Source organism: Rhodoluna lacicola, from assembly GCF_000699505.1.
GTDB classification, from domain to species: domain Bacteria; phylum Actinomycetota; class Actinomycetes; order Actinomycetales; family Microbacteriaceae; genus Rhodoluna; species Rhodoluna lacicola.
On record NZ_CP007490.1, the window covers coordinates 984530 to 1010336 of the forward strand.

A 25807-nucleotide genomic window follows, 5' to 3' on the forward strand; every position below is an offset into this window, starting at 1 on the left:
ATATCTTCTACGGTTTTAGTTCTGTGGGAAACCCAGGTTGATACCACCGTGGCTTGGGTCAAGCCAGCGTGATGTCATGGTCTTCTCGCGAGTGAAGAACTTAACGCCCTCAACACCGTGAGCCTTAGTGTCACCAAATGCCGAATTCTTCCATCCACCAAATGAGTAGTAAGCAACTGGAACCGGGATTGGAACGTTGATACCAACCATGCCGACTTCGATTTCGTTCTGGAAACGACGCGCCGCTCCACCATCGTTGGTGAAGATTGCAACACCGTTGCCGTACTCACCGTCGTTGATCAGCTTCACACCCTCGTCGTAGCTCTTTACGCGAACAACGTTAAGCACAGGGCCAAAGATTTCGTCTTTGTACGCCTTTGAGGTTAGCGGAACATTGTCGATCAAGGTTGGGCCAAGCCAGAAACCGTTCTCGTCTCCGTCAAAGTTCTGCTTGCGACCATCAACGATGATTCGCCCGCCATCCTTCTCTGCTATCTCGATGTAGCCAGCCACCTTGTCGCGGTGTTCCTTGGTAACCAATGGGCCCATGTCGCAACCACGACGACCGTCACCGGTGCGAAGTTTGCCCATGCGCTCAACAATCTTTGCGATCAAATCGTCTGCAATTGGCTCCACTGCAACAGCAACAGAGATCGCCATGCAACGCTCACCGGCAGAACCAAAGCCTGCGTTGATCATTGAGTCAGCAACTAGGTCTAGGTCAGCATCAGGAAGGATCAGTGCGTGGTTCTTTGCGCCACCAAGAGCCTGAACGCGCTTGCCGTGCTTTGAGCCCTCTTCATAGATGTACTTTGCCACCGGTGTTGAACCAACGAAAGAGATTGCTTTAATTCGCTGGTCTTCAAGCATGGCCTGCACAGTTGAGCGATTGCCGTTTAGAACGTTGAACACACCGTCTGGCAATCCTGCTTCTTTCCAGAGTTTTGCCATCCATAGGGTTGCACTAGGCACCTTCTCTGATGGCTTCACTACAACAGTGTTTCCAGCAGCAATAGCAATTGGGAAGAACCACATTGGCACCATGGCTGGGAAGTTGAATGGAGAAATGATTCCTACAACGCCAAGTGCCTGGCGAATTGAGTAAACATCTACACCCGATGAAGCGTTCTCGGTAAACATGCCTTTCAAAAGATGAGGCATGCCGGTAGCAAACTCAACGACCTCCTGGCCACGAGTAACTTCGCCCAGAGCATCGTCAAGAACCTTGCCGTGCTCCTCTGTGATTAGAGCGGCACACTCGTGCTTGCGCTCGTTTAGAAGTTCGCGGAACTTAAACATGATCGCCTGCTTGCGGGCCTGTGACATGTCGCGCCACTTTGGAAAAGCAGCTTGCGCACTTGCAAAAGCAGCTTCGATCTCAGTTTCTCCGGCTACGTTTACCTGCTTGGTTGCGATACCAAGGGCTGGATCGGTAACTAAAACAACGTGATCAGGCTTTCCTGAAACTTCCTGGCCATTAATCCAGTGTGGGACTACAGGTAGATTGCTCATTTAATTTCCTTTTTGTAATTAGCCGTGAACTAGTTTGACGGCGGTGTCGATGGCGGCTCCAACGTTGCCGTCTTGTGGATAGAGAAGACTGCGGCCAATAACAAGACCACGAACCCCAGGTAGCTCAAGAGCTTTTTCCCAGGCCGCATATGAATCGCTTTGGTCACCAACTGGATCTCCACCCAAAAGCAAGGTAGGTAGAGTGGTCGATTCCATGACTCGGGCCATGTTTTCGACAACAGGTAACTTCATCCAGGTGTAAGCAGATGAATTACCAAGACCATTTGCGATGCTGATTGAGTTGATTACAGCATCGGTGCTTAAGTCGTTGCGGATTTTTCCGTCAACCCACTCACTCATGAACGGCTCAAGCATTATTGGCAGCTTGGCAGCGGCGGCTTCGTTCACCGCTTTGTGAGAAATCTCAAGCATGTTGGAAGTTCCTGCATCGCCAAGATTTACTCGGTTCAACATCTTGGCAAAGTCCAGACGGTCACGAATAATGCCGCTTATGTCATAACCGGTAATCCGGTCGTCCATTTCAAATGAAGCTCCGCGAAGACCACCGCGGTTTAGCGAACCAACGACCAATTTGCCCTCAAGGCAACCAAGCAGTGCAAGGTCATCAATGATGTCAGGTGTTCCCAGAACACCATCTACGCCTGGTCGCGACAGCGCCGTGGCAAGACGCTGCAGCAGGTCGTAGCGATTCTCCATGGCGCGCGGATTGTCTCTAACCGCTAAAGCATTTCGGGCCGGGTGATCCGCGGCAATTATGAATAGTCGGCCATCCCCCTGGATTACGTCACGACGAGTTCGAGAAGCATAAACCTCAGCAATTTTTTCAGGGTTGCTAGCGCGAACCTCACGCAACTTTGCAAAGTCCAAAGTCATTACTTCATTCCCTTCACAATGTCTTCAACCTCTTCGAAACTTGGCATTGCAGTAGAGCATTCCAAGCGACTTGCCACGATTGCGCCAGCCACGTTTGCGAACTTAAGAATTCGCTCAAGCCCCCAACCCTGCAAAACTCCATAGCAAAATGCGCCGCCGAAGCTGTCACCAGCACCAAGGCCATTAACCACGTCAACGAAGTAAGGAGGAACCTCTACGGTTTCATCGCGAGTCTTGGCAAGCACTCCCTTGGGGCCCTGCTTTACGACCGCGATCTCCAGCCCGCGCTCCAGCAAAGCATCAGCCGCACGCATTGGTTCTGTCTCGCCAACCGCAACCTGACATTCCTCTTTATTGCCAATGGCAATCGTTGCGTGAGCTAATGCCTTTTCAACCTGCTCGGTGGCCAACTCAGGTGCAGACCAAAACATTGGTCGATAGTCAAGGTCAAGAATGGTGTGCTGTTTACGAGCCCGAGCATCCCATGCTGCAAAGTGCGCGGCGCGAGAAGGCTCTTGGCTCAGGCCGGTCACAGTTGACCAGTAAATTTTTGCGCTTTTGATGGCTTCAAGATCCAGTTCATCGGTGTTGATAACTAGATCCGGAGCCTTTGGTTCGCGGTAGAAATAAAGTGGAAAGTCGTCTGGTGGAAAAATTTCGCAAAACACGACCGGAGTTGGCAGACCAGCTACCCCAGAGACGAATTCATCACTGACCCCTAGGCGAACCAACTCTTGGTGGATGAACTTACCAAACGGGTCGTTCCCGGTGCGAGTTATCACAGCGGACTTCAAACCGTATTTGGCGGCCGCAACGGCAACATTTGTAGCGCTTCCGCCCAGGAATTTGCCAAACGAGGTGACATGCTCGAGGCCAACACCCACCTGGTGCGGGTAAACGTCAACGCTCACCCGGCCAATGGTGATTACGTCGTATGGCTGGTTGTTCTGAGTCATGCTGTTTTGCAAACCTTCTTTTTAGTTTCACCTAATACTAAGCAGGCTAGCATACTTTGTCATAACATACTGACATACCGTTGCCGAATCGTGACAAATTAGGTGGTGAAGAAGTGCCACCCCAGCCACCACCAGACCACCATTAGGGCGATGCGGGTGTTGCGCTGATGCATCAATCTGGCCACCAAATCCCCAAGCGGTGCCAAAATCTCCGGCCTTAGGCGGCCAAACAGCCACGCGGCAAAGCCAAGCATCAAAACCGAGGCATATTCAATAATCGGGATCACTTGGTGCCCCGTTTTCTGCGAATCTGCAGCAGCCCCACGCCAATCAGCATCCATAGAGTCAGAAAAATAGCCCTTCCCCAAGGTGACTCCAAGGTTGGATTCACCAAAATAGAGATGGTTGGGTAGGTGGAGTCATCCTTGTAAACCGCTGCGAATATGTAGGCAAAAAGCTCTGAAACCGCCATTATCAAAGCCAGCGTGACCCAAACCCACTTGGTCCTCATCATTTGTTTCGTGGCACCGGGTTTTGGTCCATGATCCCGGTAGTACACCATCGAGAGGGCTATCGGTGCCAGGGTTAGCAGCAAAACCCGATTCTGCCAACCATCGCGCTGGGTAAACAACAAGACACTGCAACTGATCAAAATCACCACACCGATAACCCAGCCGCTGATCTTTGGGCGCTCTGGCATGTGCCAGGGAACCCAACGCTTCCAATCCGCAATCAGTAATAGGCAACCGATGCCGAAAATAATTGCATCTCCAAAAGAACCGCGGTTGATGTGGAAGGCCGTTACAAAAACCAGCACTGGTAGCCACGGATTGATGCCGCTAAGCACAACCTTCAACCACTGGGAAAGATACATAAAAATTAGGTTATCGGCAGAAACACATACCGTAACAGAGAGAAACATCGGTGTCGTGCGCCAAATAAATAGGGCAAACTTAAACAAATACCTTAATTAGGAAGAACTCATGGCTCTTTACAACGACATCACCGAAGCATTTGGCAACACCCCTTTGGTACGCCTAAACCGCGTGACCGATGGCGCGGCTGCACACGTTTACGCAAAGCTTGAGTTCTACAACCCTTCGAGTTCAGTCAAGGACCGCCTGGCTATTGCGATGGTAAATGCAGCCGAGGAATCCGGAGAACTGAAGCCTGGCGGAACGCTGATTGAGGCAACTTCAGGAAACACGGGAATTGGTCTGGCAATGGTTGGTGCCGCCCGCGGTTACCGAGTAATTATTGTGATGCCAGATTCTATGAGCCTTGAGCGCAAAGTGCTTACTCGCGCATATGGTGCCGAAGTAATTCTTACTCCGGCAGCCGAGGGTATGACCGGGTCTGTTGCCAAGGCAGAAGCTCTTGGTAAAGAGATCCCGGGTGCAGTTTTGGTTCGCCAGTTCGATAACCCTGCCGGCCCAAAGATTCACCGCGAAACCACAGCTGAAGAAATTTGGAAAGACACCGATGGCAAAGTCGCCGCTTTGGTTGCTGGTTCCGGAACCGGCGGAACCATCACAGGAACTGGCCGTCGCCTGAAAGAACTCAACCCAGAAATCAAGGTTTATGCTGTTCAGCCGGCCGCATCACCTCTACTTACCGGCGGTCAGGCAGCCGGTCACCCAATTGCCGGAATCGGACCAAACTTCATTCCAAGCATCCTTGACACCACCGTTTACGACGAAGTTATTTCGATTGCTAACAGCGATGCATTCGAGTGGTCTCGCCGCGTTGGTGCCGAAGAAGGCATCCTTGCGGGCATTTCCTCTGGTGCAGCTGTAAAGGCTGCAGTTGATGTAGCCCACAAACCTGAATTTGCTGGCAAGATTGTTGTAGTAATCATCCCGTCATTTGGTGAGCGTTATCTATCGACAACTCTTTACCGTGACATTCAAGAGGAATTCAACCCAACTAATTGATACGTATAAGAGAAGACATCCAAGCCGGCTTGGCAAAAGATCCAGCCACAAGATCGGCTCTTGAGCTTTTCTTAACTTCACCGGGCTTGCATGCCCTTTGGTCCCACCAAGTAGCCCACCTACTTTGGAAGTGGGGTTGGCACATTCCAGCCCGGATGCATTCCCAGTGGACTCGGTTTTGGACCGGAATCGAAATTCATCCCGGGGCAACGATCGGCCGTCGCGTAGTGATTGACCACGGCATGGGCGTGGTGATTGGTGAAACTGCAATCGTTGGTGATGACGTTTTGATCTATCACGGCGTAACCCTGGGTGGAAAAATCAATGATCGAGTGAAGCGCCACCCAACAATTGGCAACAACGTGTTACTGGGTGCGGGCGCAAAAATCATCGGTGATATTGAAATTGGTGACGGAGCAATGATTGGCGCTAACGCCGTAGTTACCAAGAACGTGCCCGCAGGCGCTGTGATTGTTGGCCCGCAAATCAAGCCGATTAATTAGAGCGGGATATTTAATTACTGCCAAGCTCCAATAATCAAACCTGCGATGGTCAAGCAAACAACATCTTGACCAACTTCAATTAGCCAAACCTTCAAGGCGCTGTAGGGATTGCCGTTCGCCTGCCCGAAGAATCGGTGCGATAGCGACGCGAATGCTCCCAGGCCCACTCCAAATACAAAACCGAGGAATGCGCCCTCTGCCCCACCAAGTGCCGGGTTGGCAAGTTTTGCAAGCTCAAGAATTACAGCCAGGGTTGCTACCTGGACCAATGCACCCAAATAGGCCCCGCCAAACATCAGGGCCATTTCAGCCCCGGTGGTTTTTCCGTCGTTGGTTGGAACTTCGCGGCCCTGCGCTTTGATCCAAATTGGATAGAAAGTCTTTGGGCCAAACCATATTGCGCCAATGGCGAAAGAGCTGATTGATGCCACAAATACCGCAAGCCAGTTGATTTGTGAGAAGTCCATCGGGTGTGCTTTCTGTGTCTTTACTGACAGGCAGACGCACTGTCTTGACAACAGTATAAGTAGGCGTAATCTGAAAGCGAAGCCAGATAACCACTGGCCCAGAAGGAGATAAACATGACAGAGATTTCAATGACCGATTGCTGCGGCGGCGCTTGCCAGTGCAAGAAGTAGCCAATCGCTAAACAATCACTAAAGCTTTAAGGAAACCCCCAAACATTGGCTTGGGGGTTTTCTCACGTTTGTGTTAGCTACGTGGCCGAAGCGTGGCCACCATTGGGCAGACAAATGGATCTGAGTTTTTACTCAGTCCAACATCGTTTAGATAACGCATGACCACCATGTAACTGGAGAGCAGATTCATCTCAACCAATGGGATTGCATTTTCTTTGCAGTACTCAACAACGATCTTGTGAGCCTTGGCTAGGTTCGGGCGGGCCATTGACGGAAACAGGTGATGCTCTACCTGGTAATTTAAGCCGCCCATAAGGTTGTCGGTCAGCCAGGAACCGCGAATATTTCGGCTGGTTAGCACCTGCCGCTGAAAGAAATCAATTTTTGAATCTTTTGCTACCAGCGGCATTCCCTTGTGATTTGGCGCGAAGGCCGCACCCATAAAGAAGCCAAACATAAGCATCATAAAGAACCACAGGGCAATCGCCCAGGCCCAGCCAAACATTAGAGTCAGCACAATGTATGGACCGGTTTGGCGAACCAACATCAAACCAAACTCAAGCGATCTGGTGCCAATCTTTCGGTCTTTGCGTTTCAAACTGGCAAGGCTGTCCAGCAGTAGATCAAATCCGGTGAACAAAAGAAGCAGCGGAAATAGAAAACCCTGGCGATTTGAGAACCAACGCTCGACACCTTTTTTCTCATCGCGTGATTCAACAGTGAAACTCAAAACGCGAATGGCGATATCTGGGTCCTCGCCAATTTGATTTGGCTTCTGGTGATGTTTGTTGTGCTTACGCAACCAGAAGCCGTAGCTCAAGCCAGCAAATAGATTTGCCAGGATTAATCCAGCCCAATCGTTTGCCTTATTGCTCTTAAAAATTTGACGATGGGCAGCTTCATGAGCGATAAATCCGTACTGTGCTGCCATAACACCAAGCAGGCCAACGATTAGAAATGCGCCAAATATCCAAGCCCAGTGCTGAGCGACCATTTGCCCAAGGAAGCCCCCGGCTACCCAAAGTCCAGATGCGATTACAGAAATGCCGATCAGGCGAATAACGTAAAAACTTGGCTTCTTGTGAAGTAGTCCAGCGTTTCTAACGCGGTTCAAGATTTCAGTGAATTGAGAGACCGTCTGTCGGCCGACTAAAACGGTCATGTCCTAAGACTACGGGCCAAAGAGGTAAATACCCTGTGGATTGGCTGTAAATGACCTATTTGGTCTTTTCTTTCCATAACCCTCGGAAATTTGCTTGAGTCGGTGTGCAACCAAGAGCTTGATGATCTTTTTGGTGAGCGGTTTTTCATTGGTGAAATGGAGCGCACTCAGGGTTTGCGAGTAGTTAGCCAAATCGGACTTCAATGCTCCAAGAGTTGTGCCAGAGAACGGGTAATAACTGCAGAAATTTTTGTTGGCAGCAAAACCGCCAACTACCCCACCGGGCACCTTGAAGCAAGGCAGCCCATAACTGATTGCCTCTTCGGCATCGGGCAGCAGCCTGCGCATTTCTTGGCGGACTTCCTCTAGTAGCTTGCGCTGCTCTGGCGAAACTGTTTTTAGGTAATCGTCAATAACCGTCAAAGCTATTGCCACCTAATCATCCCAATGACACCTGCGGTTGCATAGAAAAACTGCAAAAGTAAAATTCCTTTGTGCTTTCCCAAATAAGCCCAGATGCCAATCAACGCGGATGAGGTAAGTAGTAATCCAAAACCAAGGAACTCAAGACCGGTATTGGATGCCACTAAAAGTGAGTAAATGATGGCCGTTGCTACGCCAAGCCATTCAAAAACCTTTTGAGTTTTCACCGGGCCAGAAAAATTTCCAGATTGTCGAAGTAACTCTGCATGCCTTCGCGAGAGGCATCGGCCTGCTCAGCCGGCATCTCGCCAAATTGGGTGAACTTTACCCAGGACCTGTTGCCGCGTTCTTCAAAATCAACCACGATTAGGTGTGCGGGTGCGTTGTCATCGCGAGCGAGGAACTCCTGTTCGTCTTGACTATAAGAAAGCGTGTGCACCATTTTCTTTTTTGGTTCAAACTCGCTGTAGCGGCCCCAGAAATACGCGTTGAACCCGTTTGCGCTCACGTCAACTGCAACTGCCCAGCGCCCACCAACTTGATTTTCAGTGGTGACAGAGCCAGGAACCACAGTCAGCATGGTTGGGCTGTACCAGCTTTCAAGCGCCTGGGGTGATGTCCAGGCGTTCCAAAGCTCATCGATGCTGGCATCAAACTCTCGCTCGACAAAATAAAGTTCGTTGTGTTCCACTTTTCTTTCCTTAGACGTTGAAACGGAATTCGACTACGTCTCCATCTTTCATCACGTAGTCCTTGCCTTCCATGCGCACCTTTCCGGCTGCCTTAGCATCGGCCATGTTTCCCGCCGCCATCAGGTCGTCAAACGAAACAATCTCGGCCTTGATGAATCCGCGCTGGAAATCGGTGTGAATTACGCCAGCTGCCTGTGGTGCGGTCCAGCCCTTGTGGATGGTCCAAGCCCTAGCCTCTTTGGGACCAACGGTTAGATAGGTTTGCAAACCAAGGGTGTCAAAACCGATTCGAGCCAGTTGGTCCAAACCAGATTCGTCCTGACCAAGAGATGCCAGAAGTTCATTTGCCTCTTCGGCAGAAAGATCAATCAGCTCTGACTCAACTTTGGCATCAAGGAAAACCGCCTCGGCCGGAGCTACCAAGTCAGCCAGGGCTTTCTTCTTTGCGGCATCGGTCAAGATTGATTCGTCAACGTTGAAAACGTAAATGATTGGCTTGGCAGTTAGCAGACCCAGTTCCTTGATTGGGGTTAGGTCAACATCGGATGAAGAGATTGGCTTGCCGCCATTTAATACGGCGAGCGCGGCATCAATAGTTTCTAGCGCAGCCGGTTCCATTTTCTTGCCCTTGACCTCTTTTTCAATGCGCGGGCGCGCCTTTTCAAGGGTTTCCATGTCAGCAAGGATTAGCTCGGTGTTGATGGTCTCTATGTCACTCGCGGCATCTACCTTGCCGTCAACGTGCACTACGTCACTGTCAACAAAACCGCGCACGACCTGAGCGATTGCGTCTGCCTCGCGAATGTTGGCTAGGAACTTGTTGCCAAGGCCTTCACCAACGGATGCACCGCGCACGATTCCGGCAATGTCAACGAATGACACCGGGGCCGGAAGGATGCGCTCAGAACCGTATAGATCAGCAAGTTTTTGCAGACGAGGATCTGGAAGGTTCACCACGCCAACATTTGGTTCGATAGTCGCAAACGGGTAGTTCGCCGCTAGAACGTTGTTTTTGGTGAGTGCATTAAAGAGGGTCGACTTACCTACGTTAGGTAGTCCCACGATTCCGATTGTTAGAGCCACGAGGGTCAAGTCTAGACTGGGCGCGTGCCCATTGACTTCACCGCTATCGACTTTGAGACCGCTAACGGCTCTCCGGCTAGTCCCTGCGCAGTTGGGCTGGTGCGGGTTCGCGATGGCAAGATTGCTGAAAGCTTGGCCTTTCTCATTCAGCCACCGGTTCCTCACGATTGGTTTCACGCCGGCAACATCAAGGTGCATGGCATTCGCCCCAGCGATGTGGATGGTGCTGCAACTGCCGCCGAGGCGCTTGCTTTGATGCTGGGCTTTATTGGCGCCGATACTTTGATTGCGCACAATGCCCCTTTCGACATGGGGGTACTGCGTTCCACCGCGGCGCACATCGGTGTGGACTTGCCAGCGCTGCAATACGCCTGCTCGCTGGCGATTTCGCGTAAAACCTACAACCTAGAGTCGTACCGCTTGAACTCGGTGGCTTACGCGGTTGGTCACGAGGAGTTCAATCACCATGACGCACTTGCCGATAGCGATGCTTGCGCGCGAATCATATTGCATGCCGCCGATCGCCACGGGGCCGATGATTTGGACGAGCTGCTAAAAGCCACCAAGCAAAAGCTCAAGCCACTGATTCAAGTGCAAGTGGCATAACCTAAAAAGTCAGTGGCCAGTGGGATACTCGGCTCATGGAAACTTTTGCTTTGATAGCTGCCGGACTTGGCATTGGCCTACTGCTTGGAGCTGTGCTGGGTTATTTCATCGCCGACTCTCGTGCCAGAGCTCGGGCGGCAATTGAAATGCAGAATTTTGTGCAGCAGCAAACTGCCCAAGCCAGTGACAAAGCTGGTCAAGAGAATAAATTGCTTGAGGCAATCGCCCCGGTGCGTTTCCACCTTGAGCAAATGCAGCAGGTGGTCACTCGCCTAGAGAAAGATCGCACAGAGCAATTTGGCACCATTCAGGAGCAACTCAAGAACGCCATTGATTCTGACGCGGCGCTGCGAAAACAAACCCAAGCGTTATCTCAGGCGCTCTCGTCAAATAACATTCGCGGCGTCTGGGGTGAGACCCAGTTGCGAAAGCTGGTGGAACTTGCCGGACTCATCAAGCACGCCGATTTTAGTGAGCAGGCCAGTTTCAGCACCGATACCGGTTCCGGCCGTGCCGATATGGTGATTAATCTTCCGGGTGGAAAGTCATTGGCAATTGACTCCAAGGTGCCTTTTAACTCCTATCAAGAAGCATCCACAATTTCAGATTTGGCGAGCGGCGAAGAACTAGCCCGCCGCAACCGCCTAATTGAAGAGCACGTCAAGGCGGTCAAGGGTCACGTAGATGCGCTGTCATCAAAGTCCTACTGGACCGGGCTAAATGCTTCGCCAGATTTTGTGATTGCCTTCGTGCCCAGCGAATCGCTTTTGTCAGCAGCTTTAGATGCCGATCCTGCTTTGCTGGAATATGCCTTCAAGAAAAACGTGGCACTGGCCTCGCCGGTAAGCCTTTTCTCAGTGCTGAAGACCATCAACTACATCTGGCGTCAAAACGTCGACGAGACCCAGGTGCGCACCATGATCAAGTTGGGCAAAGAGCTTTACGAACGAGTTGGCAAGGTGGCAGAGCACGCAGACAAGCTTGGCCGCTCAATTACAGCCACCGTAAAGGACTTCAACACCTTTGTTTCCAGCCTTGAGAGCCGGGTCTTGGTCACCGCCCGAAAACTCAATGATTTAGATGAAAATGCCCTTGGAACAGATGAAATTCAGTCCCCTAAAGAGTTGGATTCCGCGCCACAGAGCCTGACCGCTAGCGAGCTTACAAAGTAGCCTTTAGGTATACTCTTTTTCAGCGCGCGACGATGAAGTTGGCCTAAATCCCATTCAATTAGGAGCCCCTTCATGTCAAGCAAGTCACCGGTAGTCACGCTGACTCCTGCACCAACCCTTGACCGTACCTACTATGTTCACGACCTTGTAGAAGGTGGAGTGAACCGTGCAGATGGGGTTGCCGAGGAACTTGCCGGCAAAGGCATCAACGTAACCAAGGGTCTCAACCTGGTGGGCATTTCGGCCCCCGGCGTTGTTCCGATTGGCGATTCAGACCCAAGCGTTTTGAAGCGCACTGGCCACTCAGAATCTTTAGTGCCACTTTGGGTAGATGGCACCCTGCGTGTTTCAACCACAATGGTTATCAAAGACGGTCCAACCACCAAGGTGAACGAAGCCCCTCGCCCACTGAGCGCCGAGGACTGGAAATCAGTTATCGACCTCACGGTCAAAACTGTCAAAGAGAATGACGCCAAGTGGTTAGTCATCGCCGGCGCACTGCCAATTGATAAATCAACTGGAAAATTTGTTGACCTTCAGCCAATTTTTGATGCCACCAAAGCCCTTGGTTGCCGCGTAGCTCTTGACACCTCAGGTGAAGCGCTGAGCTACTGGGCTAAGCAGGGTGCGGCAAGCATTATGAAGCCAAACGCAGAGGAACTTGCCTCGGCAGTTGGTCGCTCGCTTCTTACTAACGGTGATGTTATCGATGCGGCCCGCGAACTTTGCGCAAACGGCGTGGAGTGTGTCTTGGCCAGCCTGGGTGCCGACGGCATGATCGCGGTGACGCACAATCACTCTTGGCATGCCAAGACTTCAAAAATTAAGGTAATCAACACAGTTGGTGCCGGTGATGCAACACTTGCAGGTTTCTTGTCAGCCGTTGCGGGAGACACTCAACCGGAGGCCGAAGAGCAATCAGGTGTTGGCTTTGACGTTGCCAAGGGTGTTTGCGCCGCGGTTCAATGGGGTGCGGTTGCAGTTCAGCAACCAACATCTGGTCTTCAAAACCTAGACGGCATGCCAGAGGTTTTCCTGATTGAAAACCCTGACCGCGCAATTCCGCTGGCCGAACCAGCACGCGTCTAGATTCCTAGATTCTTAGGTCTCAGTTCCTAAGTCAGTGCTTAGGAACGCGAACGTCAACGACTAGACCTTCGCCGATGTTGCTGTCCAAGACTAAGCTTTGAATTTCTAAATCATCTTCATTTTCGCGAACACCATTGGCCAAAATTCCGTCGGTGATTCCTGTGAGAACAAAAATAAATCGCTCACCCGAAACAAGTTCCTCAAGTTCAAACTTGCGCTCGATGTCATAATTTGCCGCCAGAGCACGCTCAATTTGATCCGGGTCTTGCGGAGCAAATCTAGTTTGCATGAAGCCACCAAGAATTTGAATGGCAACCGCTGTGGCCACGCCCTCTGGCGAGCCGCCAAGGCCCAGCAGCAGATCAACTCCGGTGCCGGGTACGGCAGCGGCAACAGCCATGGCAATGTCACCCTCGTCAAAACTCACCCAGGTTGCACCGGTAGCTTCAACCTCTTTGATCAAGTCAAAGTTTCGCTCTTTGTTGATCACGGCAACACGAATATCGGTGACCGGTTTTTCCAGCGCAGTTGCAAGACGGTTGATGTTTTCTGTGGCTGATAAATCAAGATCCAAGACGCCGCGGCCCGCGCTGCCACTTACGATCTTCTGCATGAAGTAAACCTCTTTGGCCTCAAGCATCGCTCCGCGCTCGGCCGCTGCCATTACCGCCACAGCGCCGGGTGTACCAGCTGCTGCCAAAGCTGTGCCGTCCACCGGGTCAACCGCAATATCCCACTCAACGGGTTGGCCACCACCAATTAGCTCCCCGTTGAACAGCATGGGCGCCTCGTCTTTTTCACCCTCACCGATTACGACGATGCCGCCAAAATCTGCTCCCCTGAGTGCCTCGCGCATGGCATCAACTGCAGCCCCATCCACGGCAAGTTTGTCTTCGGCGCCAACCAAGTGCCAACAGCCTGCAGTTGCCGCAACTGTCGCAGAGAGAATATCCATGGTTGGACGATTGGCGTTGTGCAGGGGCATCCAGGCCTTTCCTGAAGCGAACAAACCCGCTTCCTTGCTAACATCATAGGTAATCCACCGACGGCCTTAGGAGATAAGCCATGCCTGTTGCATCACCTGATCAATACCTAGAAATGCTTGACCGCGCGAAGCAGCAGGGGTTTGCATATCCTGCAATCAACGTTTCAAGTTCACAAACGTTGAATGCGGCACTTGCCGGTCTTCAGGCTGCAGGTTCAGACGGAATCATTCAGGTAACCACCGGTGGTGGAGATTACTGGTCGGGTCCAACCGTCAAGAACATGGCAACGGGTGCTGCCGCAATGGCAGCGTTTGCTCGCGAGGTTGCCAAGAACTACGGCATCACAATTGCGCTACACACCGACCACTGCGCCAAAGATCAACTAGACAAGTTAGTTCGCCCGCTAATCGCAATTTCACAAGAGCGCGTCAAGGCAGGTCAGGACCCACTTTTCAACTCTCACATGTGGGATGGTTCAGCAGTACCGATGGCCGAGAACCTACAAATCGCGCAGGAAATGCTAAAGCTAACCAGCGGCATTGGTGCGGTTCTTGAAATTGAGGTTGGCGTAGTTGGCGGTGAAGAAGACGGCGTCGAAGGAGCGATCGACGAACACCTCTACACCACCCCTGCTGACGGTCTAGCTACAGCCGAGGCACTTGGCCTTGGTGAAAACGGCCGCTACATGGTGGCGCTAACTTTTGGAAACGTGCACGGCGTATACAAGCCAGGAAACGTGCACCTGCGTCCAGAGCTGCTAGGTGAAATTCAAGCTGCAGTTGGCGCAAAGTACGGCAAGGACAAGCCTTTCGACTTGGTCTTCCACGGTGGTTCTGGTTCTACTCCGGAAGAAATCTCTGAAGCAGTGCGTCACGGTGTGATCAAGATGAACATTGACACCGATCTTCAGTACGCATTCACTCGCCCGATCGCTGATTGGATGATGAAGAACTACGACGGAGTCCTAAAGGTTGATGGTGAAGTAGGAAACAAAAAGGTTTATGACCCACGCGCCTGGGGCAAGGCGGCTGAAGCTGGCATGTCTGCACGCGTGGTTGAGGCAGCCCAAGAACTTGGCTCAGCCGGAAAGTCAATGAGTCTGTAAAGCAAAACCAAAAATAATTTAGTCTCATGACTGAGAGAAGCCCGTTGTATGACAACGGGCTTCCTCGTTTTAAAGGCGAATACCTAAACGGGGAAATGCACGGCTACTGGGAGTTCTATAGAAAAGACGGCAGCTTGATGCGCTCGGGGAATTTTATTTCAGGAAAACAAACCGGGATTTGGACGACTTACACTCGTGAAGGTCGCCCGCACAAGCAAACCGATTTCGGAAAATAAATTTCAGTCAAGAAATTTAGAAAGTTCTAGAGAGCGCCTATTAATCGCGCTTTGCCTTGTTGCTGGTTTCGTGACCGGCGGCTTTTAATTCTTTGCGCAACTCGGCTGGCAGTGAGAATTGGATGTCCTCTTCGGCAGTTTGAACCGTGCGAACATCTCCGTAGCCGCGATTTGCCAAGTACTCAAGAACCTCATCAACTAGTTCCTCTGGAACAGATGCTCCAGAAGAGACGCCAACGGTCTCAACACCTTCGAACCACTCTTCTTTAATTTCACTGGCGAAATCTACGCGGTGCGACGCCTTTGCCCCAGCATCTAGAGCAACTTCAACCAATCGAACGGTATTAGAAGAGTTCGCCGAACCTACCACGATGACTAGATCAGATTGCGCGCCAACCTTTTTGATGGCGACCTGACGGTTTTGGGTTGCGTAGCAGATGTCATCACTCGGCGGATTTTGCAAAGTTGGGTGCTTCTCGCGAAGTTTGAGGACCGTTTCCATCGTTTCATCAACCGACAGCGTGGTCTGGGAAAGCCAAATCAGCTTCTTTGGATCACGAACCTTGGCGGCGGCGATGCTGTCATCTTTATCAATGATCTGCACAGCGTGCGGTGCCTCTCCGGCTGTGCCCTCAACCTCTTCGTGCCCCTCGTGACCGATTAGCAGGATGTCGTAATCTTCCGCAGCAAAGCGTTGGACCTCGCGGTGTACCTTGGTGACCAGCGGACAGGTGGCATCGATCGTATTGAGACCGCGCTCGGCAGCCGCTGCGACTACTGCCGGAGAAACCCCATGGGCAGAGAAAACCAGCACAGAGCCTGGTGGGACCTCATCAACTTCCTCGACAAAGATCGCCCCGCGGGCTTCAAGCGACGAGACCACGTGCTTGTTGTGCACGATCTGCTTGCGAACATAAACCGGTGAACCGTAGTGATCCAGGGCCTTTTCCACGGCAATTACCGCTCGGTCGACGCCGGCGCAGTACCCTCGCGGGGAGGCCAGCAGCACCTTCTTGCCAGCGGTATTCTTGATGTCAGTCACCCCTCAATGATAAGCGGGTCATTGGTGGATTGTGGTGGCTGACTGCAGGAGGCCCAAATGAGCGAAGAAGAACTCGCTGGCGCCTCCAAAGTAAGTTCAGAGCTCTCCCCTTGGCCAGTATCGCGACTTTCGCTGACCCTGAAGGAATGGATCGAGCGACTAGGCGTCTTGTGGATTGAGGGAGAACTAGCCTCCATCAAAATCGGTGCTTCCAATATGTTTGGCGAGCTGCGTGACCTGCAGATCGAAAACAGCGTTTCCATTCACTCGTGGAATGTTTCCAAGATTCCAAATGATCTAAAACAGGGTGACCGAGTTCTTGCCCTGATCAAGCCAGCCTTTTGGCCAAAAGGCGGAAAACTTACGATGCAGGTCATCGAAATGCGAAAAGTTGGCCTGGGTGAACTGCTTGAGCGAATTGAGCGACTTCGTGCGCAACTGACCAAAGAGGGACTCACCTCTGTGGACCGCAAGCAGCCGCTGCCGTTTTTACCAAACAAAATTGGCCTAATCACGGGTAAAGATTCGGATGCCGAGAAAGACGTATTGCAAAATGCCAAGCTTCGCTGGCCCGATGTGCAATTCAGGATCATGCACACTCTCGTTCAGGGTGACAAAGCTGCTCCTGAAATCATTAATGCAATTAAGACCCTCGATGAAGACCCTGAGGTTGACGTAATTATTATCGCTCGCGGCGGTGGATCATTCTTGGACTTGATGGTGTTTAGCGATGAAGCTTTGGTTCGCGCGGCAGCAAGTGCCAAAACCCCAATCGTTTCTGCGATCGGTCACGAGAATGACCGACCAGTGCTTGATGACGTTGCCGATCTAAGAGCATCCACACCAACAGATGCAGCAAAGCGTGTGGTTCCCGATGTAGCTGAAGAGAAACATAAACTCGAACAACTGCGTCAGCGCCTGTTTATGCGAGTGGACACATTTGTAGCAAATCAGCTGGGCATGATTGAGCAGATTCGAAGTCGCCCAATTTTGGCTAATCCTTACACATTCATCGAGGCTCACGAGGCGGATGTGGAACGAGCGGTTGACCAGATGCGGTCTCGGCTAGATCAAACCCTCAGCAGGGAGGCCATGCAGATAGGACACCTGCGCCAGCAGGTTCGCAGCCTCTCACCGCAATCAACTCTGGACCGCGGATACTCGGTGGTCAGGGACCTTAATGGCCACGTGATTTCTGATCCGAACCAGATTAAGAAGGGCCAGCGGCTTAAGCTTCGCCTAGCCAAGGGTGAGCTGGGCGCGGTAGCCGAATAGCCAAATAGACTGGAGAAATAATGACTGACAAGACCAACTCTGACGTAGCCAAATTGAGCTATGAAGCCGCTCGGGATGAGCTGGTCAAGGTTGTCGCCGAGTTAGAGCAAGGCTCTGTAACTCTTGAGGAATCTTTGGCACTTTGGGAGCGAGGCGAGGCCCTTGCTGCGCAGTGTGAAAACTGGTTGACCGGTGCTCGCAAGCGTCTAGACGAAGCAGTTGCCAAAAAGAAGGCCAAGTCGTGAGCGCCATCAACAGCGGTCAAGATTCGCAACGGCCAGATCCTGAAGACAGTGCCGCAAAACACCGTGCCAATCAAACGGTTGTAAACCTAATCCTCTCTTTGATTGCCTGCCTGGGAATTGTGGTGGTCACAGTTCTAGCTGTGCCTCGCGATGACAGTAACCGGATCAAGCCGGTGGACTATGTTGCCGCCGCGGCTGCAGCCGAAGCCTCCAGCAAACTCGATGTGGCAACCCCGGCACTTCCCGAAGGATGGTGGGCCAACCAAGCCAAGTGGAACGAAACTGCCGCCGATGGGGTCAAGGTCTGGAAGGTTGGTTTCGTAGGTCCTGATAATCAGTACATCGGGGTAACTCAGGGATTTGCCGTTAATCCAACTTGGGTTGCCTTGCAAACTGTGAACTTTGAGACGAACACAGAGTCAACTGCAAAAAACACCACCTGGACCAAGTGGAAACCGGGCCAAAACACCGATGCTGACCCGCATCTTTGGACACTTGAAAAAGATGGCAACTTTATCGCGATGAGATCAACCGCGACCGAAGCTGAATTGGATGAATTCGCAAAACTTCTTGAGCAGGAGATTGATAAATGACAACCTCCATTCGCCATGAAAGCCCACAGGCGGCTTGGGATGCGCTAGTGCGCGGAAACAATCGTTTTGTCACCGGAGCTCCCGCCCACCCTCGCCAAGATATCGAACGCAGAGAAGCTCTTGCTGCCAAGCAAAAACCATTTGCTGCGGTGTTCGGCTGTGCCGATTCTCGTCTTTCGGCTGAAATCATTTTTGACGTGGGACTTGGCGATCTATTTGTGGTTCGTAATGCCGGCCAGGTAATCGCCGAGACGATTATTGGTTCGCTCGAATTATCAGTTGAGGTCTTAGGTGTGCCACTGATTTTGGTGCTTGGCCACGATGAGTGCGGTGCTATTCGTGCAACCATCGATGCAACCGAGGGGACGTTGAGATCCGAGGGTGAATTTATTCACAATCTTGTTGACCGGATTCGTCCAACCGTTACTGCCGCCAATCAGGCTGGCAAGTTCGAGATTGATGACATCACCGAACTCCACGTTCAAGACACAATCAACGAACTTCTAACACGAAGCAAACTTATTTCTGATGCAGTGAAGGCTGGGAAACTTGCCGTTGTGGGCGCAAATTACAAACTTGCACTCGGCGAGATTCACCCAATCGTCATTGTTGGTGACATTAAGTAAATAGAGGCAACGAAAGGCCAATCAGTGGAATACCGCATTGAACACGACACCATGGGTGAAGTAAAGGTTCCAGTTAACGCTCTCTACCGCGCACAGACTCAGCGTGCCGTCGAGAACTTCCCTATATCGGGCACCACTCTTGAGCGTGCCCACATTGCTGCCCTGGCTCAAATCAAAAAAGCCGCAGCCCAGGCGAATGCCAAGCTTGGTGTTCTAGATGGCGAGATTGCCAAGGCGATTGCCGCAGCAGCCGACGAAGTTATCCAGGGAAAGCACGACGCCGAATTCCCAGTGGATATTTTTCAGACCGGGTCGGGAACTTCATCAAACATGAATATGAACGAGGTCCTTGCAACCTTGGCAACCAAAGGCCTTGGAAAAGACGTTCACCCTAATGACCACGTAAACGCATCACAGTCATCAAACGACGTTTTCCCTACCTCCGTTCACGTTGCCGTGACGGCAGCGCTGATTAACGACTTACTGCCATCACTTGACTACCTAGCCAAAGCGCTTGAAGAAAAGCGGGAGCTTTGGAAGAGCGTGGTTAAGGCTGGCCGCACTCACCTGATGGACGCTACTCCGGTAACACTGGGGCAGGAATTCGGCGGCTACGCGGCACAGATTCGCTATGCGATTGAGCGAGTTCAATCAACCATTGGCCGCACAGCTGAGGTTCCGCTTGGTGGCACCGCGGTTGGCACCGGAATCAATACCCCAAAGGGATTCCCGCAAGAAGTAATTCGTCTGCTTGCAGATGAAACCAAGTTGCCGATCACCGAAGCTCGCGACCACTTTGAAGCGCAGGGAGCTCGCGACGGCCTAGTCGAGGCATCGGGAGCTTTACGTGTGCTTGCTGTCTCACTAACCAAGATCAACAATGACCTGCGCTGGATGGGTTCAGGCCCAAACGCTGGACTTGGCGAACTGAGCATTCCTGACCTGCAGCCAGGCTCCTCAATCATGCCGGGCAAGGTAAATCCGGTAATTCCTGAAGCGGTGATGATGGTCTGCGCTCGAGTTATTGGAAATGACGCAACGGTGGCATGGGCCGGGGCAACCGGAAACTTTGAGCTCAACGTAGCAATTCCAGTGATGGGCAACGCTTTACTGGAATCAATCCGTTTGCTCTCAAACTCACTTCGCCTTCTTGCCGACAAGACCATCAAGGGACTAGAGGCAAATGAGGAGCGCGCACGTGCCCTTGCCGAATCAAGTCCGTCAATTGTTACTCCGCTAAATAAGTACATCGGTTATGAAGCCGCGGCCAAGATTGCAAAGCACTCGGTGGCCAAGAGCATCACCGTTAGAGAAGCAACCATTGAGCTTGGCTATGTGGATGGCGAAAAGATAACCATGGAACAACTTGACAAAGCGCTAGACGTGCTTTCGATGACCAGCCCTGGTTTGTAATTCCAATCACACAACCTTGACCCAAGTAATTTGGGATTGAAATGTCAAAACTAATAACTGCAAAGATTGGCGGGCGCTGGCGAGAGGTTCCTCTCTGGGCGACTCGCCTTTCTTTTGAGGTTAGGCCAGTGCCAGGTTTTCAGAACGAGGCTTGGCCGCTCTGGAAGCCCACTTTGTTACTACTTGATCAGGTGTTGGACGATAGAAAGTGGAAATTGAATTGGGTTCGCATTCACTCACACCTGGGCGTAAGCCGCTCCCCAAGGCATTCAATGGCCTGGGTCGATAAAGACACCGACACCATGATGCTTTGCCATTTTGATAAAGACACAATGTTGCATGAGATTGCCCACCTTCCCAAGGATGACGCACATTCCGATGCGTGGGCAAAGCGCCTCTGGGAATTACAAGAAACTTACCTAAATAAAAAAGATGCCCGGGCCGCGCACCTTGAATTAACGCGGTACCTTTCCGGCCGAAGACTCTACATAAAGAAGTTTGGTGAGAAGCCACCAAGATACGTGGACCAAATCAGCATTTGGGTCAGTACAAAACCAACGAGCAAATAGGGGCCGAGGGCAATGCTGCTTTTGAGACTTGACCTGCCTAGCCCAATCAAAACCAAAACCACCAAACTAGCGATGATGAATGCCAAGGCAACCGCCAGTAGTGGCCCCATAAAACTGAACCAGCCCATCGCTAGCGCAATCGCGCTGATTAGTTTTACATCACCCATGCCGAGCGAGGCCCAACGATTTGCAGCCAAACCAATAACGAATGCGGTTGCGCCGGCCACTGCGGCCACGGCCAGGTTCAACCACTGATCGCTAAGTGCAGAGCCGGCAAGTTGCCCAACTATCGAAATCGGAAATGCCGGCAGCACCAAGCGATTGGGTAATCGGTGTTCGGCGATGTCGATCCGCGATAAAGGCCAGGCAACCGACACCAGGTAAATCGCACCGGCCGAAGCTAGCGCAATAGACAGAAGGGATTCAGGATTCATAGCCCAAGGCTATGGAACACGTGAAACCCCTATCGGTGTTATCAACAGGGATTGATTGTTATTCGGCGTCGCCGACCTTTTCCCACATCTTGGCCATGACCCACCACTGGCCATCAAGAAACACGATATTTAGGTAGTCCTGCATGACCCCGCCAAACATCTCTAGCTGCGGCTTTACCAAAGCCAAGGTTGGTGAGATCTGGTCAAACATCAGCACCTTGTCGCGTCGGGTGTTGCCCAACTCGGCAGGTGAGGTTCGATTGGCAACGGCCTCGCGATAGACATCGTATGGTCGAATATTTAGTTCGCCACCCTGCGCCGAGTAAAGGACGCAGTTCTTGTGAAAGACCTTGTCGAAAAGGTCCATATCCTGGAAGTGAAGGACTTCAAAATAGTCCGCGATTAGTTTCTTGATCGCTGGATCTGCCTGTTCAAAATTCATGACAACATGCTATACCCGCGGCCGCAGGAATGACTAGTTGTCGAGCAGATCAGTAACCAGTGCCGCAATTGCCGAGCGTTCTGAGCGCTGCAGGGTTATGTGGGCAAAAAGTTCGTGGTTCTTTAGCGATTCAATTACCGCCGCAACACCGTCGTGACGGCCAACTCTTAGGTTGTCACGCTGGGCTACATCGTGAGTTAGCACCACCTTGGCATTTTGACCAATTCTAGAAAGCACGGTCAACAGGGTGTTGCGCTCAAGCGACTGCGCTTCATCAACGATGACAAAGGCATCGTGCAGCGAACGGCCGCGTATGTGAGTCAGCGGCAAAATCTCTAGCAGGCCGCGGTCAACGATGTGGTCGATAACTTCTTTTGAAACCAAGGGGCCCAGGGTGTCAAAAATTGCCTGGCCCCATGGGTTCATTTTTTCACTCTCGCTTCCGGGTAGGTAGCCGAGCTCTTGCCCACCCACGGCAAAGATTGGGCGGAACACAATAATCTTTTTGTGCTGACGACGCTCTAGCACCGCCTCAAGTGCCGCAAGCAGGGCCATTGCAGACTTACCGGTTCCGGCACGGCCGCCAAGTGAAACGATTCCGATCTCAGGATCTAGCAAAACATCGATAGCCAAGCGCTGTTCGGCTGAGCGCCCGTGCACGCCAAAGACATCGCGATCGCCGCGAACCAACTTGACCTTGCCGCCCTTTTCAACACGGCCAAGTGCGTGACCGCGCTCGGAACTAATCACCAGACCGGTGTTGATTGGCATCGCCGCAACATCTTTGTGCTTGATTAACTCAGTGTCGTATAGATCAGACATCTCATCGGCCGAAAGCGCCAGCTCGGCGATTCCGGTCCAACCTGAATCAACGGCATTGTCGTTGCGATACTCGTCTGCGGCCATACCAAGCGCTGACGCCTTGACGCGCAGCGGAAGGTCCTTGGTTACCAGGGTCACGTCGCGTCCCTCACTAGCCAGGTTGAAGGCAACGGCAAGAATTCGACTGTCGTTGTCGCCCAATTGAAAACCCTTTGGCAGCGTGGTCTGGTCAATGTGGTTTAGCTCGACACGCAGCAGACCGCCATCGCCAACTTCCATTGGAAAATCAAGCCGCTCGTGTTCGATTCTTAGGTCATCCAGGTGACGAAGCGCCTGACGAGCGTAGTAGCCAATCTCTGGGTCGTGGCGCTTTTTTTCGAGCTCATTGATCACGATGATTGGAATAACAACTTCTTGTTCCTTGAACTTGAAGATTGCACGTGGATCTGAAAGCAACACCGATGTGTCGAGGACATACGTCTTGGTACCAATTGAAGCCCTGGGTGGTTTTTTTGCCGAAGTCTTTGCGGTTGAAACTGACGCAGTAGTTGTTGACTTAGGCACCTAGGCTCCTTTGTTTCAGCTTGAGCCAAAACTACGCCTGCTAAATCTCAACTTGAGGGTAAGACACGCCCGAATTCGTGTTCGTTATCTGTTGTTAACTTTTGCACCCCGGGCGCCCGCACAGCTGCGCCCTCAATCCCCAGCAAGTTTGCGAAGCTAGGCGCCAAACCGGCGGTGCCTTGATTCGAAGGCACGGATGGCTCGCAAAAAATCAACCTTGCGAAAGTCCGGCCAGAGTGCTTCCTCAAAGTAGAGCTCGGAGTTTGAGCTTTGCCAAAGCAGAAATCCCGATAGCCGCTGCTCACCCGAGGTTCGAATAATTAGATCTGGATCAGGCTGGCCCCCGGTGTAAAGGTGCTCGGTAATTAGATCAGGGTCCAGCAGCTCGGCAAGCTGTTCGATAGTGGTGCCCTCATCGGAGTGTTTCTTCAAGATGGAGCGCATGGCATCGGCAATTTCTTTGCGACCGCCGTAGCCAACAGCCAAATTGACCTCCGGCTTATTTAATTTTGCAGTGGCGGTCTCGGCGCTTTCTAATTCGGCCAACAATTCACCGGGTAGTGAGGCCCTGTCGCCGACTAGGCGAATCTTCCAACGCTTGCGCTTAGCCATCTCGGTCGCGACGGAGCCAATAATTTTTAGCAAGTCAGCGAGCTCTTTGGACTCTCGCTTAGCGAGGTTGTCGGTGGAGAGCATGTAGAGGGTTACAACCTTGATGCCGATTTCATCGCACCAACCAAGGAAATCAAAAATCTTGTTTGCGCCGGCAGCATGGCCGTGGGCGGCATTTGCGCCCGGGCGACGTTCCGCCCAGCGGCGATTTCCATCCAACATCACCGCAACGTGCTTGGGCAGGTCCGATGGGGCTAGCCCGCGCTCAAGGGAGCGCTCGTAGATTCGGTAAATCAGGTTTCGCACAGGTTAAGGCTACTTCAGGATGGGCAATAGAGTTGCCTTGTGAGCATGCCAATCAGTGAAGGGTTCCGCGAAACCCCACCAGAAGTCAAACCAACCTGGCGCGGCTGGATTCACACCGGTGTACTGCCTCTAGTGATTGCCGGAGGCATAGTTTTGGTGGTCCTGGCTAATGGCATTCCAGCCAAAATTGCAACGGCCGTTTTCTTCGCAAGTTCGCTTTTACTCTTCGGTAATTCGGCTCTGTACCATCGATTCAATTGGAGCCCCAAAGTAAAGGTGACGCTCAAGCGAATCGATCACGCAAATATTTTCTTGCTGATCGCCGGCAGCTACACCCCCATCACCTGGCTTGCTCTGCCTCAAGAAAAAGCAATCCTGCTGATGTCAATCATTTGGGGTTCGGCAATTCTTGGAATATGCTTCAGAGTTTTTTGGCTAGATGCACCACGCTGGCTCTACGTTGCAATCTACATCGCGATGGGTTGGGGAGCCTTCGTCTACGTGGTTGATTTCATGAACGCCAACGCACCAATGATGATTTTGATTTTGGTCGGCGGACTTTGCTACACACTTGGCGCGGTGGTTTACGCACTCAAGAAACCAAATCCCATTCCGGGAGTGTTTGGCTTTCACGAGATTTTCCACTCGTTCACGGTTTTGGCATTCATGTGCCACTGGACCGCTGCGCTACTTATTGCTCTCAGTCCCGCTGCCGGCAGCTTCGGCGTCTAACTTGGCTTGAATCTCTGCCCGATAACGAACTCGGCGAACTCGGCGAACTAGATCAAAGATCAGAAATACGGCGCCCGCAGCCATGCCGAAGGTGGCAATAAAGCCGATGGTGCCCGGGCTGTAAAAGGTGTTTGCCGGGTCTACGGATGGCGATGGAGTTGGAGTGGCGGCCAGCAGTGCTGAAATCAAAGTTTGCATGAGTTAAGTATGTAGCCTTAAAGGTAATGACCTCTGAATCTGAACTTTTGGCCACCCGCTACGGCAAAACCCCAAGCGGTGGCAAAGCTAGCCGTAATCGAATCATCGCGCTTGCGGTGACTTTGATCACACTGTTCCTGGCTTGGGCAATCTGGGTGACCATTGACGGCAGCACGGCCGTGAAGTCTCAGGTGATTGGCTACGAGGTTATCGACGCCGGGCAAACATCGGTGCGCTACAGCGTGGAAAGCCCCTCTGGGCCCGCTATATGCGCTATTCAGGCGCTAAATCAGGGCTATGCCGTTGTGGGCTACAAAGAGGTCGAGGTGACTGCATCGGGTGAATTCGAAACCTTCGTGAATACGACCGAACTGGGCGTTACCGGGCTCGTCGACAAGTGCTGGCTCAAATAAACTAGAGGGATTATGTCTGAAACCCCAGAAGCTACCTGGCTCACCCAAGAGGCCTACGACCGACTCGCAAGCGAGCTGGAGTACCTATTGACTGTTGCCCGCCAAGATATTGCCAAGAAGATTCAAGAGGCTCGCGAAGAGGGCGATCTCAAGGAAAACGGCGGCTACCATGCGGCTAAAGAAGAGCAGGGCAAAATCGAAGCTCGCGCGGCCAGACTCGAAAACATTTTGGCCAACGCGGTGGTTGGCGAAGCCCGCGAGTCAAATGGCGTGGTTGAGCAAGGCACTGTAATCAAACTGACCATGAATGGCAGCGAGATGGAGTTTCTGCTCGGCAGCGCAGAAATCGCCGAAGGTAGCGACATTGAGGTTTACAGCCCGGACTCCCCGATTGGAACCGCAATCATGGGCGCCAAGGTGGGTGACACCGTTTCATTCTTTGCGCCAAACGGTAAAGAGCGCGAAATCAAAATTTTGGAAGTGAAAAACTTCTTAGGTTAAAGAAAATCCCCCGGATTTAATCCGGGGGA

General features: G+C 52.0%; 33 protein-coding genes. 15 read left to right on the forward strand and 18 right to left on the reverse strand.

Features of this window, described 5'->3' with window-relative positions; genetic code table 11:
* Positions 1-15: 15 nt before the first annotated feature.
* From RHOLA_RS04810 to RHOLA_RS04830, 5 genes are all read right to left on the reverse strand, one after another.
* On the reverse strand, positions 16-1512 hold the full coding sequence (locus RHOLA_RS04810) for a CoA-acylating methylmalonate-semialdehyde dehydrogenase (protein ID WP_038502767.1): 1497 nt from the start codon (positions 1510-1512) through the stop codon (positions 16-18).
* An 18-nt stretch (positions 1513-1530) separates the two neighbouring features.
* The gene (locus tag RHOLA_RS04815; RefSeq protein WP_038502768.1) at positions 1531-2406 is read right to left on the reverse strand and encodes a class I fructose-bisphosphate aldolase; all 876 of its coding nucleotides are present in this window, start codon (positions 2404-2406) and stop codon (positions 1531-1533) included.
* Positions 2406-3362 (reverse strand): 5-dehydro-2-deoxygluconokinase, encoded by a 957-nt coding sequence (iolC, locus tag RHOLA_RS04820; RefSeq protein WP_038502769.1) that lies wholly within the window; start codon positions 3360-3362, stop codon positions 2406-2408. Before iolC ends, RHOLA_RS04815 begins: the two co-directional genes overlap by 1 nt.
* Positions 3363-3460: 98 nt before the next feature.
* Positions 3461-3649 carry a DUF6186 family protein gene (locus RHOLA_RS04825; RefSeq protein ID WP_038502770.1) on the reverse strand — a complete coding sequence of 63 codons (189 nt, stop codon included), beginning with the start codon at positions 3647-3649 and terminating at the stop codon, positions 3461-3463.
* A complete protein-coding gene (locus tag RHOLA_RS04830; RefSeq protein ID WP_158384503.1) occupies positions 3646-4236 on the reverse strand; it encodes a hypothetical protein in 591 nt (196 codons plus the stop codon). Before RHOLA_RS04830 ends, RHOLA_RS04825 begins: the two co-directional genes overlap by 4 nt.
* Positions 4237-4345: 109 nt before the next feature.
* Here RHOLA_RS04830 and cysK point away from each other — a divergent pair, with 109 nt between their 5' ends.
* Entirely contained in the window at positions 4346-5296 is a 951-nt protein-coding gene (gene cysK / locus RHOLA_RS04835) for a cysteine synthase A (protein WP_038502774.1), read from the forward strand.
* Positions 5293-5799 (forward strand): serine O-acetyltransferase, encoded by a 507-nt coding sequence (gene cysE / locus RHOLA_RS04840; RefSeq protein WP_038502777.1) that lies wholly within the window; start codon positions 5293-5295, stop codon positions 5797-5799. Before cysK ends, cysE begins: the two co-directional genes overlap by 4 nt.
* Positions 5800-5813: 14 nt before the next feature.
* Here cysE and RHOLA_RS04845 read toward each other — a convergent pair whose 3' ends face one another.
* From RHOLA_RS04845 to ychF, 6 genes are all read right to left on the reverse strand, one after another.
* The gene (locus tag RHOLA_RS04845) at positions 5814-6266 is read right to left on the reverse strand and encodes a DUF1761 domain-containing protein (RefSeq protein WP_038502779.1); all 453 of its coding nucleotides are present in this window, start codon (positions 6264-6266) and stop codon (positions 5814-5816) included.
* A 244-nt stretch (positions 6267-6510) separates the two neighbouring features.
* Positions 6511-7599, reverse strand: coding sequence for a fatty acid desaturase family protein (locus RHOLA_RS04850; RefSeq protein ID WP_038502782.1), 1089 nt, complete (start codon positions 7597-7599; stop codon positions 6511-6513).
* Between the two features lie 9 nt (positions 7600-7608).
* Complete coding sequence (locus tag RHOLA_RS04855) at positions 7609-8034, reverse strand: iron chaperone (RefSeq protein WP_051636288.1); 426 nt, start codon at positions 8032-8034, stop codon at positions 7609-7611.
* Entirely contained in the window at positions 8025-8249 is a 225-nt protein-coding gene (locus tag RHOLA_RS04860) for a hypothetical protein (protein ID WP_038502783.1), read from the reverse strand. The genes RHOLA_RS04855 and RHOLA_RS04860 overlap by 10 nt, the downstream gene beginning before the upstream one ends.
* A complete protein-coding gene (locus RHOLA_RS04865; protein ID WP_038502786.1) occupies positions 8246-8713 on the reverse strand; it encodes an SRPBCC family protein in 468 nt (155 codons plus the stop codon). The genes RHOLA_RS04860 and RHOLA_RS04865 overlap by 4 nt, the downstream gene beginning before the upstream one ends.
* A 10-nt stretch (positions 8714-8723) precedes the next feature.
* Positions 8724-9797 (reverse strand): redox-regulated ATPase YchF, encoded by a 1074-nt coding sequence (gene ychF / locus RHOLA_RS04870; protein WP_038502788.1) that lies wholly within the window; start codon positions 9795-9797, stop codon positions 8724-8726.
* Positions 9798-9821: 24 nt separating this feature from the next.
* Here ychF and RHOLA_RS04875 point away from each other — a divergent pair, with 24 nt between their 5' ends.
* The 3 genes from RHOLA_RS04875 to RHOLA_RS04885 all read left to right on the forward strand — a co-directional run bounded on the left by RHOLA_RS04875 (position 9822) and on the right by RHOLA_RS04885 (position 12664).
* On the forward strand, positions 9822-10403 hold the full coding sequence (locus tag RHOLA_RS04875; RefSeq protein WP_038502790.1) for a 3'-5' exonuclease: 582 nt from the start codon (positions 9822-9824) through the stop codon (positions 10401-10403).
* Positions 10404-10438: 35 nt separating this feature from the next.
* Positions 10439-11575: a DNA recombination protein RmuC gene (locus tag RHOLA_RS04880; RefSeq protein WP_038502793.1), complete on the forward strand. Its 1137-nt coding sequence runs from the start codon at positions 10439-10441 to the stop codon at positions 11573-11575.
* Between the two features lie 72 nt (positions 11576-11647).
* Positions 11648-12664: a 1-phosphofructokinase family hexose kinase gene (locus RHOLA_RS04885; protein WP_051636289.1), complete on the forward strand. Its 1017-nt coding sequence runs from the start codon at positions 11648-11650 to the stop codon at positions 12662-12664.
* Positions 12665-12695: 31 nt separating this feature from the next.
* On the opposite strand, the gene RHOLA_RS04890 is transcribed toward RHOLA_RS04885, so the two are convergent.
* Positions 12696-13673: a fructose-bisphosphatase class II family protein gene (locus tag RHOLA_RS04890; RefSeq protein ID WP_084321415.1), complete on the reverse strand. Its 978-nt coding sequence runs from the start codon at positions 13671-13673 to the stop codon at positions 12696-12698.
* A 56-nt stretch (positions 13674-13729) separates the two neighbouring features.
* Between RHOLA_RS04890 and fbaA the strand changes: the two genes are divergently transcribed.
* The gene (gene fbaA / locus RHOLA_RS04895) at positions 13730-14755 is read left to right on the forward strand and encodes a class II fructose-bisphosphate aldolase (RefSeq protein WP_038502795.1); all 1026 of its coding nucleotides are present in this window, start codon (positions 13730-13732) and stop codon (positions 14753-14755) included.
* Between the two features lie 26 nt (positions 14756-14781).
* Entirely contained in the window at positions 14782-14991 is a 210-nt protein-coding gene (locus RHOLA_RS07240; RefSeq protein ID WP_084321417.1) for a toxin-antitoxin system YwqK family antitoxin, read from the forward strand.
* 40 nt (positions 14992-15031) lie between these two features.
* On the opposite strand, the gene RHOLA_RS04900 is transcribed toward RHOLA_RS07240, so the two are convergent.
* Positions 15032-16033 carry a 4-hydroxy-3-methylbut-2-enyl diphosphate reductase gene (locus RHOLA_RS04900; protein ID WP_038502797.1) on the reverse strand — a complete coding sequence of 334 codons (1002 nt, stop codon included), beginning with the start codon at positions 16031-16033 and terminating at the stop codon, positions 15032-15034.
* Between the two features lie 57 nt (positions 16034-16090).
* Between RHOLA_RS04900 and xseA the strand changes: the two genes are divergently transcribed.
* The 5 genes from xseA to RHOLA_RS04925 are packed head-to-tail and all read left to right on the forward strand — an operon-like array spanning position 16091 to position 20185.
* Complete coding sequence (xseA, locus tag RHOLA_RS04905) at positions 16091-17308, forward strand: exodeoxyribonuclease VII large subunit (protein WP_051636290.1); 1218 nt, start codon at positions 16091-16093, stop codon at positions 17306-17308.
* Positions 17309-17328: 20 nt separating this feature from the next.
* Positions 17329-17553, forward strand: coding sequence for an exodeoxyribonuclease VII small subunit (locus RHOLA_RS04910; RefSeq protein WP_038502799.1), 225 nt, complete (start codon positions 17329-17331; stop codon positions 17551-17553).
* Positions 17550-18146, forward strand: a complete 597-nt coding sequence (locus RHOLA_RS04915; protein ID WP_051636291.1) for a DUF4245 family protein — start codon at positions 17550-17552, stop codon at positions 18144-18146. Before RHOLA_RS04910 ends, RHOLA_RS04915 begins: the two co-directional genes overlap by 4 nt.
* Positions 18143-18772 (forward strand): carbonic anhydrase, encoded by a 630-nt coding sequence (locus tag RHOLA_RS04920; protein ID WP_038502802.1) that lies wholly within the window; start codon positions 18143-18145, stop codon positions 18770-18772. The genes RHOLA_RS04915 and RHOLA_RS04920 overlap by 4 nt, the downstream gene beginning before the upstream one ends.
* 24 nt (positions 18773-18796) lie before the next feature.
* A complete protein-coding gene (locus tag RHOLA_RS04925) occupies positions 18797-20185 on the forward strand; it encodes a class II fumarate hydratase (RefSeq protein ID WP_038502805.1) in 1389 nt (462 codons plus the stop codon).
* Between the two features lie 484 nt (positions 20186-20669).
* Here RHOLA_RS04925 and RHOLA_RS04930 read toward each other — a convergent pair whose 3' ends face one another.
* The 4 genes from RHOLA_RS04930 to RHOLA_RS04945 all read right to left on the reverse strand — a co-directional run bounded on the left by RHOLA_RS04930 (position 20670) and on the right by RHOLA_RS04945 (position 23934).
* Complete coding sequence (locus RHOLA_RS04930; RefSeq protein WP_051636292.1) at positions 20670-21188, reverse strand: prepilin peptidase; 519 nt, start codon at positions 21186-21188, stop codon at positions 20670-20672.
* A gap of 58 nt (positions 21189-21246) precedes the next feature.
* Positions 21247-21630, reverse strand: coding sequence for a nuclear transport factor 2 family protein (locus tag RHOLA_RS04935; protein WP_038502808.1), 384 nt, complete (start codon positions 21628-21630; stop codon positions 21247-21249).
* 33 nt (positions 21631-21663) lie between these two features.
* Positions 21664-23016 carry a PhoH family protein gene (locus tag RHOLA_RS04940; protein WP_038502810.1) on the reverse strand — a complete coding sequence of 451 codons (1353 nt, stop codon included), beginning with the start codon at positions 23014-23016 and terminating at the stop codon, positions 21664-21666.
* Positions 23017-23172: 156 nt separating this feature from the next.
* Complete coding sequence (locus tag RHOLA_RS04945; protein ID WP_038502811.1) at positions 23173-23934, reverse strand: isoprenyl transferase; 762 nt, start codon at positions 23932-23934, stop codon at positions 23173-23175.
* Positions 23935-23979: 45 nt separating this feature from the next.
* Here RHOLA_RS04945 and trhA point away from each other — a divergent pair, with 45 nt between their 5' ends.
* On the forward strand, positions 23980-24666 hold the full coding sequence (trhA, locus tag RHOLA_RS04950) for a PAQR family membrane homeostasis protein TrhA (RefSeq protein WP_038502814.1): 687 nt from the start codon (positions 23980-23982) through the stop codon (positions 24664-24666).
* Here trhA and RHOLA_RS04955 read toward each other — a convergent pair.
* Entirely contained in the window at positions 24622-24864 is a 243-nt protein-coding gene (locus RHOLA_RS04955; RefSeq protein ID WP_038502817.1) for a hypothetical protein, read from the reverse strand. The two genes, trhA and RHOLA_RS04955, sit on opposite strands and share 45 nt — an antisense overlap.
* A gap of 26 nt (positions 24865-24890) precedes the next feature.
* On the opposite strand from RHOLA_RS04955, the gene RHOLA_RS04960 reads away from it, so the two are divergent.
* Positions 24891-25277 carry a DUF4307 domain-containing protein gene (locus tag RHOLA_RS04960; RefSeq protein ID WP_051636293.1) on the forward strand — a complete coding sequence of 129 codons (387 nt, stop codon included), beginning with the start codon at positions 24891-24893 and terminating at the stop codon, positions 25275-25277.
* 12 nt (positions 25278-25289) lie between these two features.
* Positions 25290-25778 carry a transcription elongation factor GreA gene (gene greA / locus RHOLA_RS04965; protein WP_038502818.1) on the forward strand — a complete coding sequence of 163 codons (489 nt, stop codon included), beginning with the start codon at positions 25290-25292 and terminating at the stop codon, positions 25776-25778.
* The last annotated feature ends 29 nt before the right edge of the window (positions 25779-25807 follow it).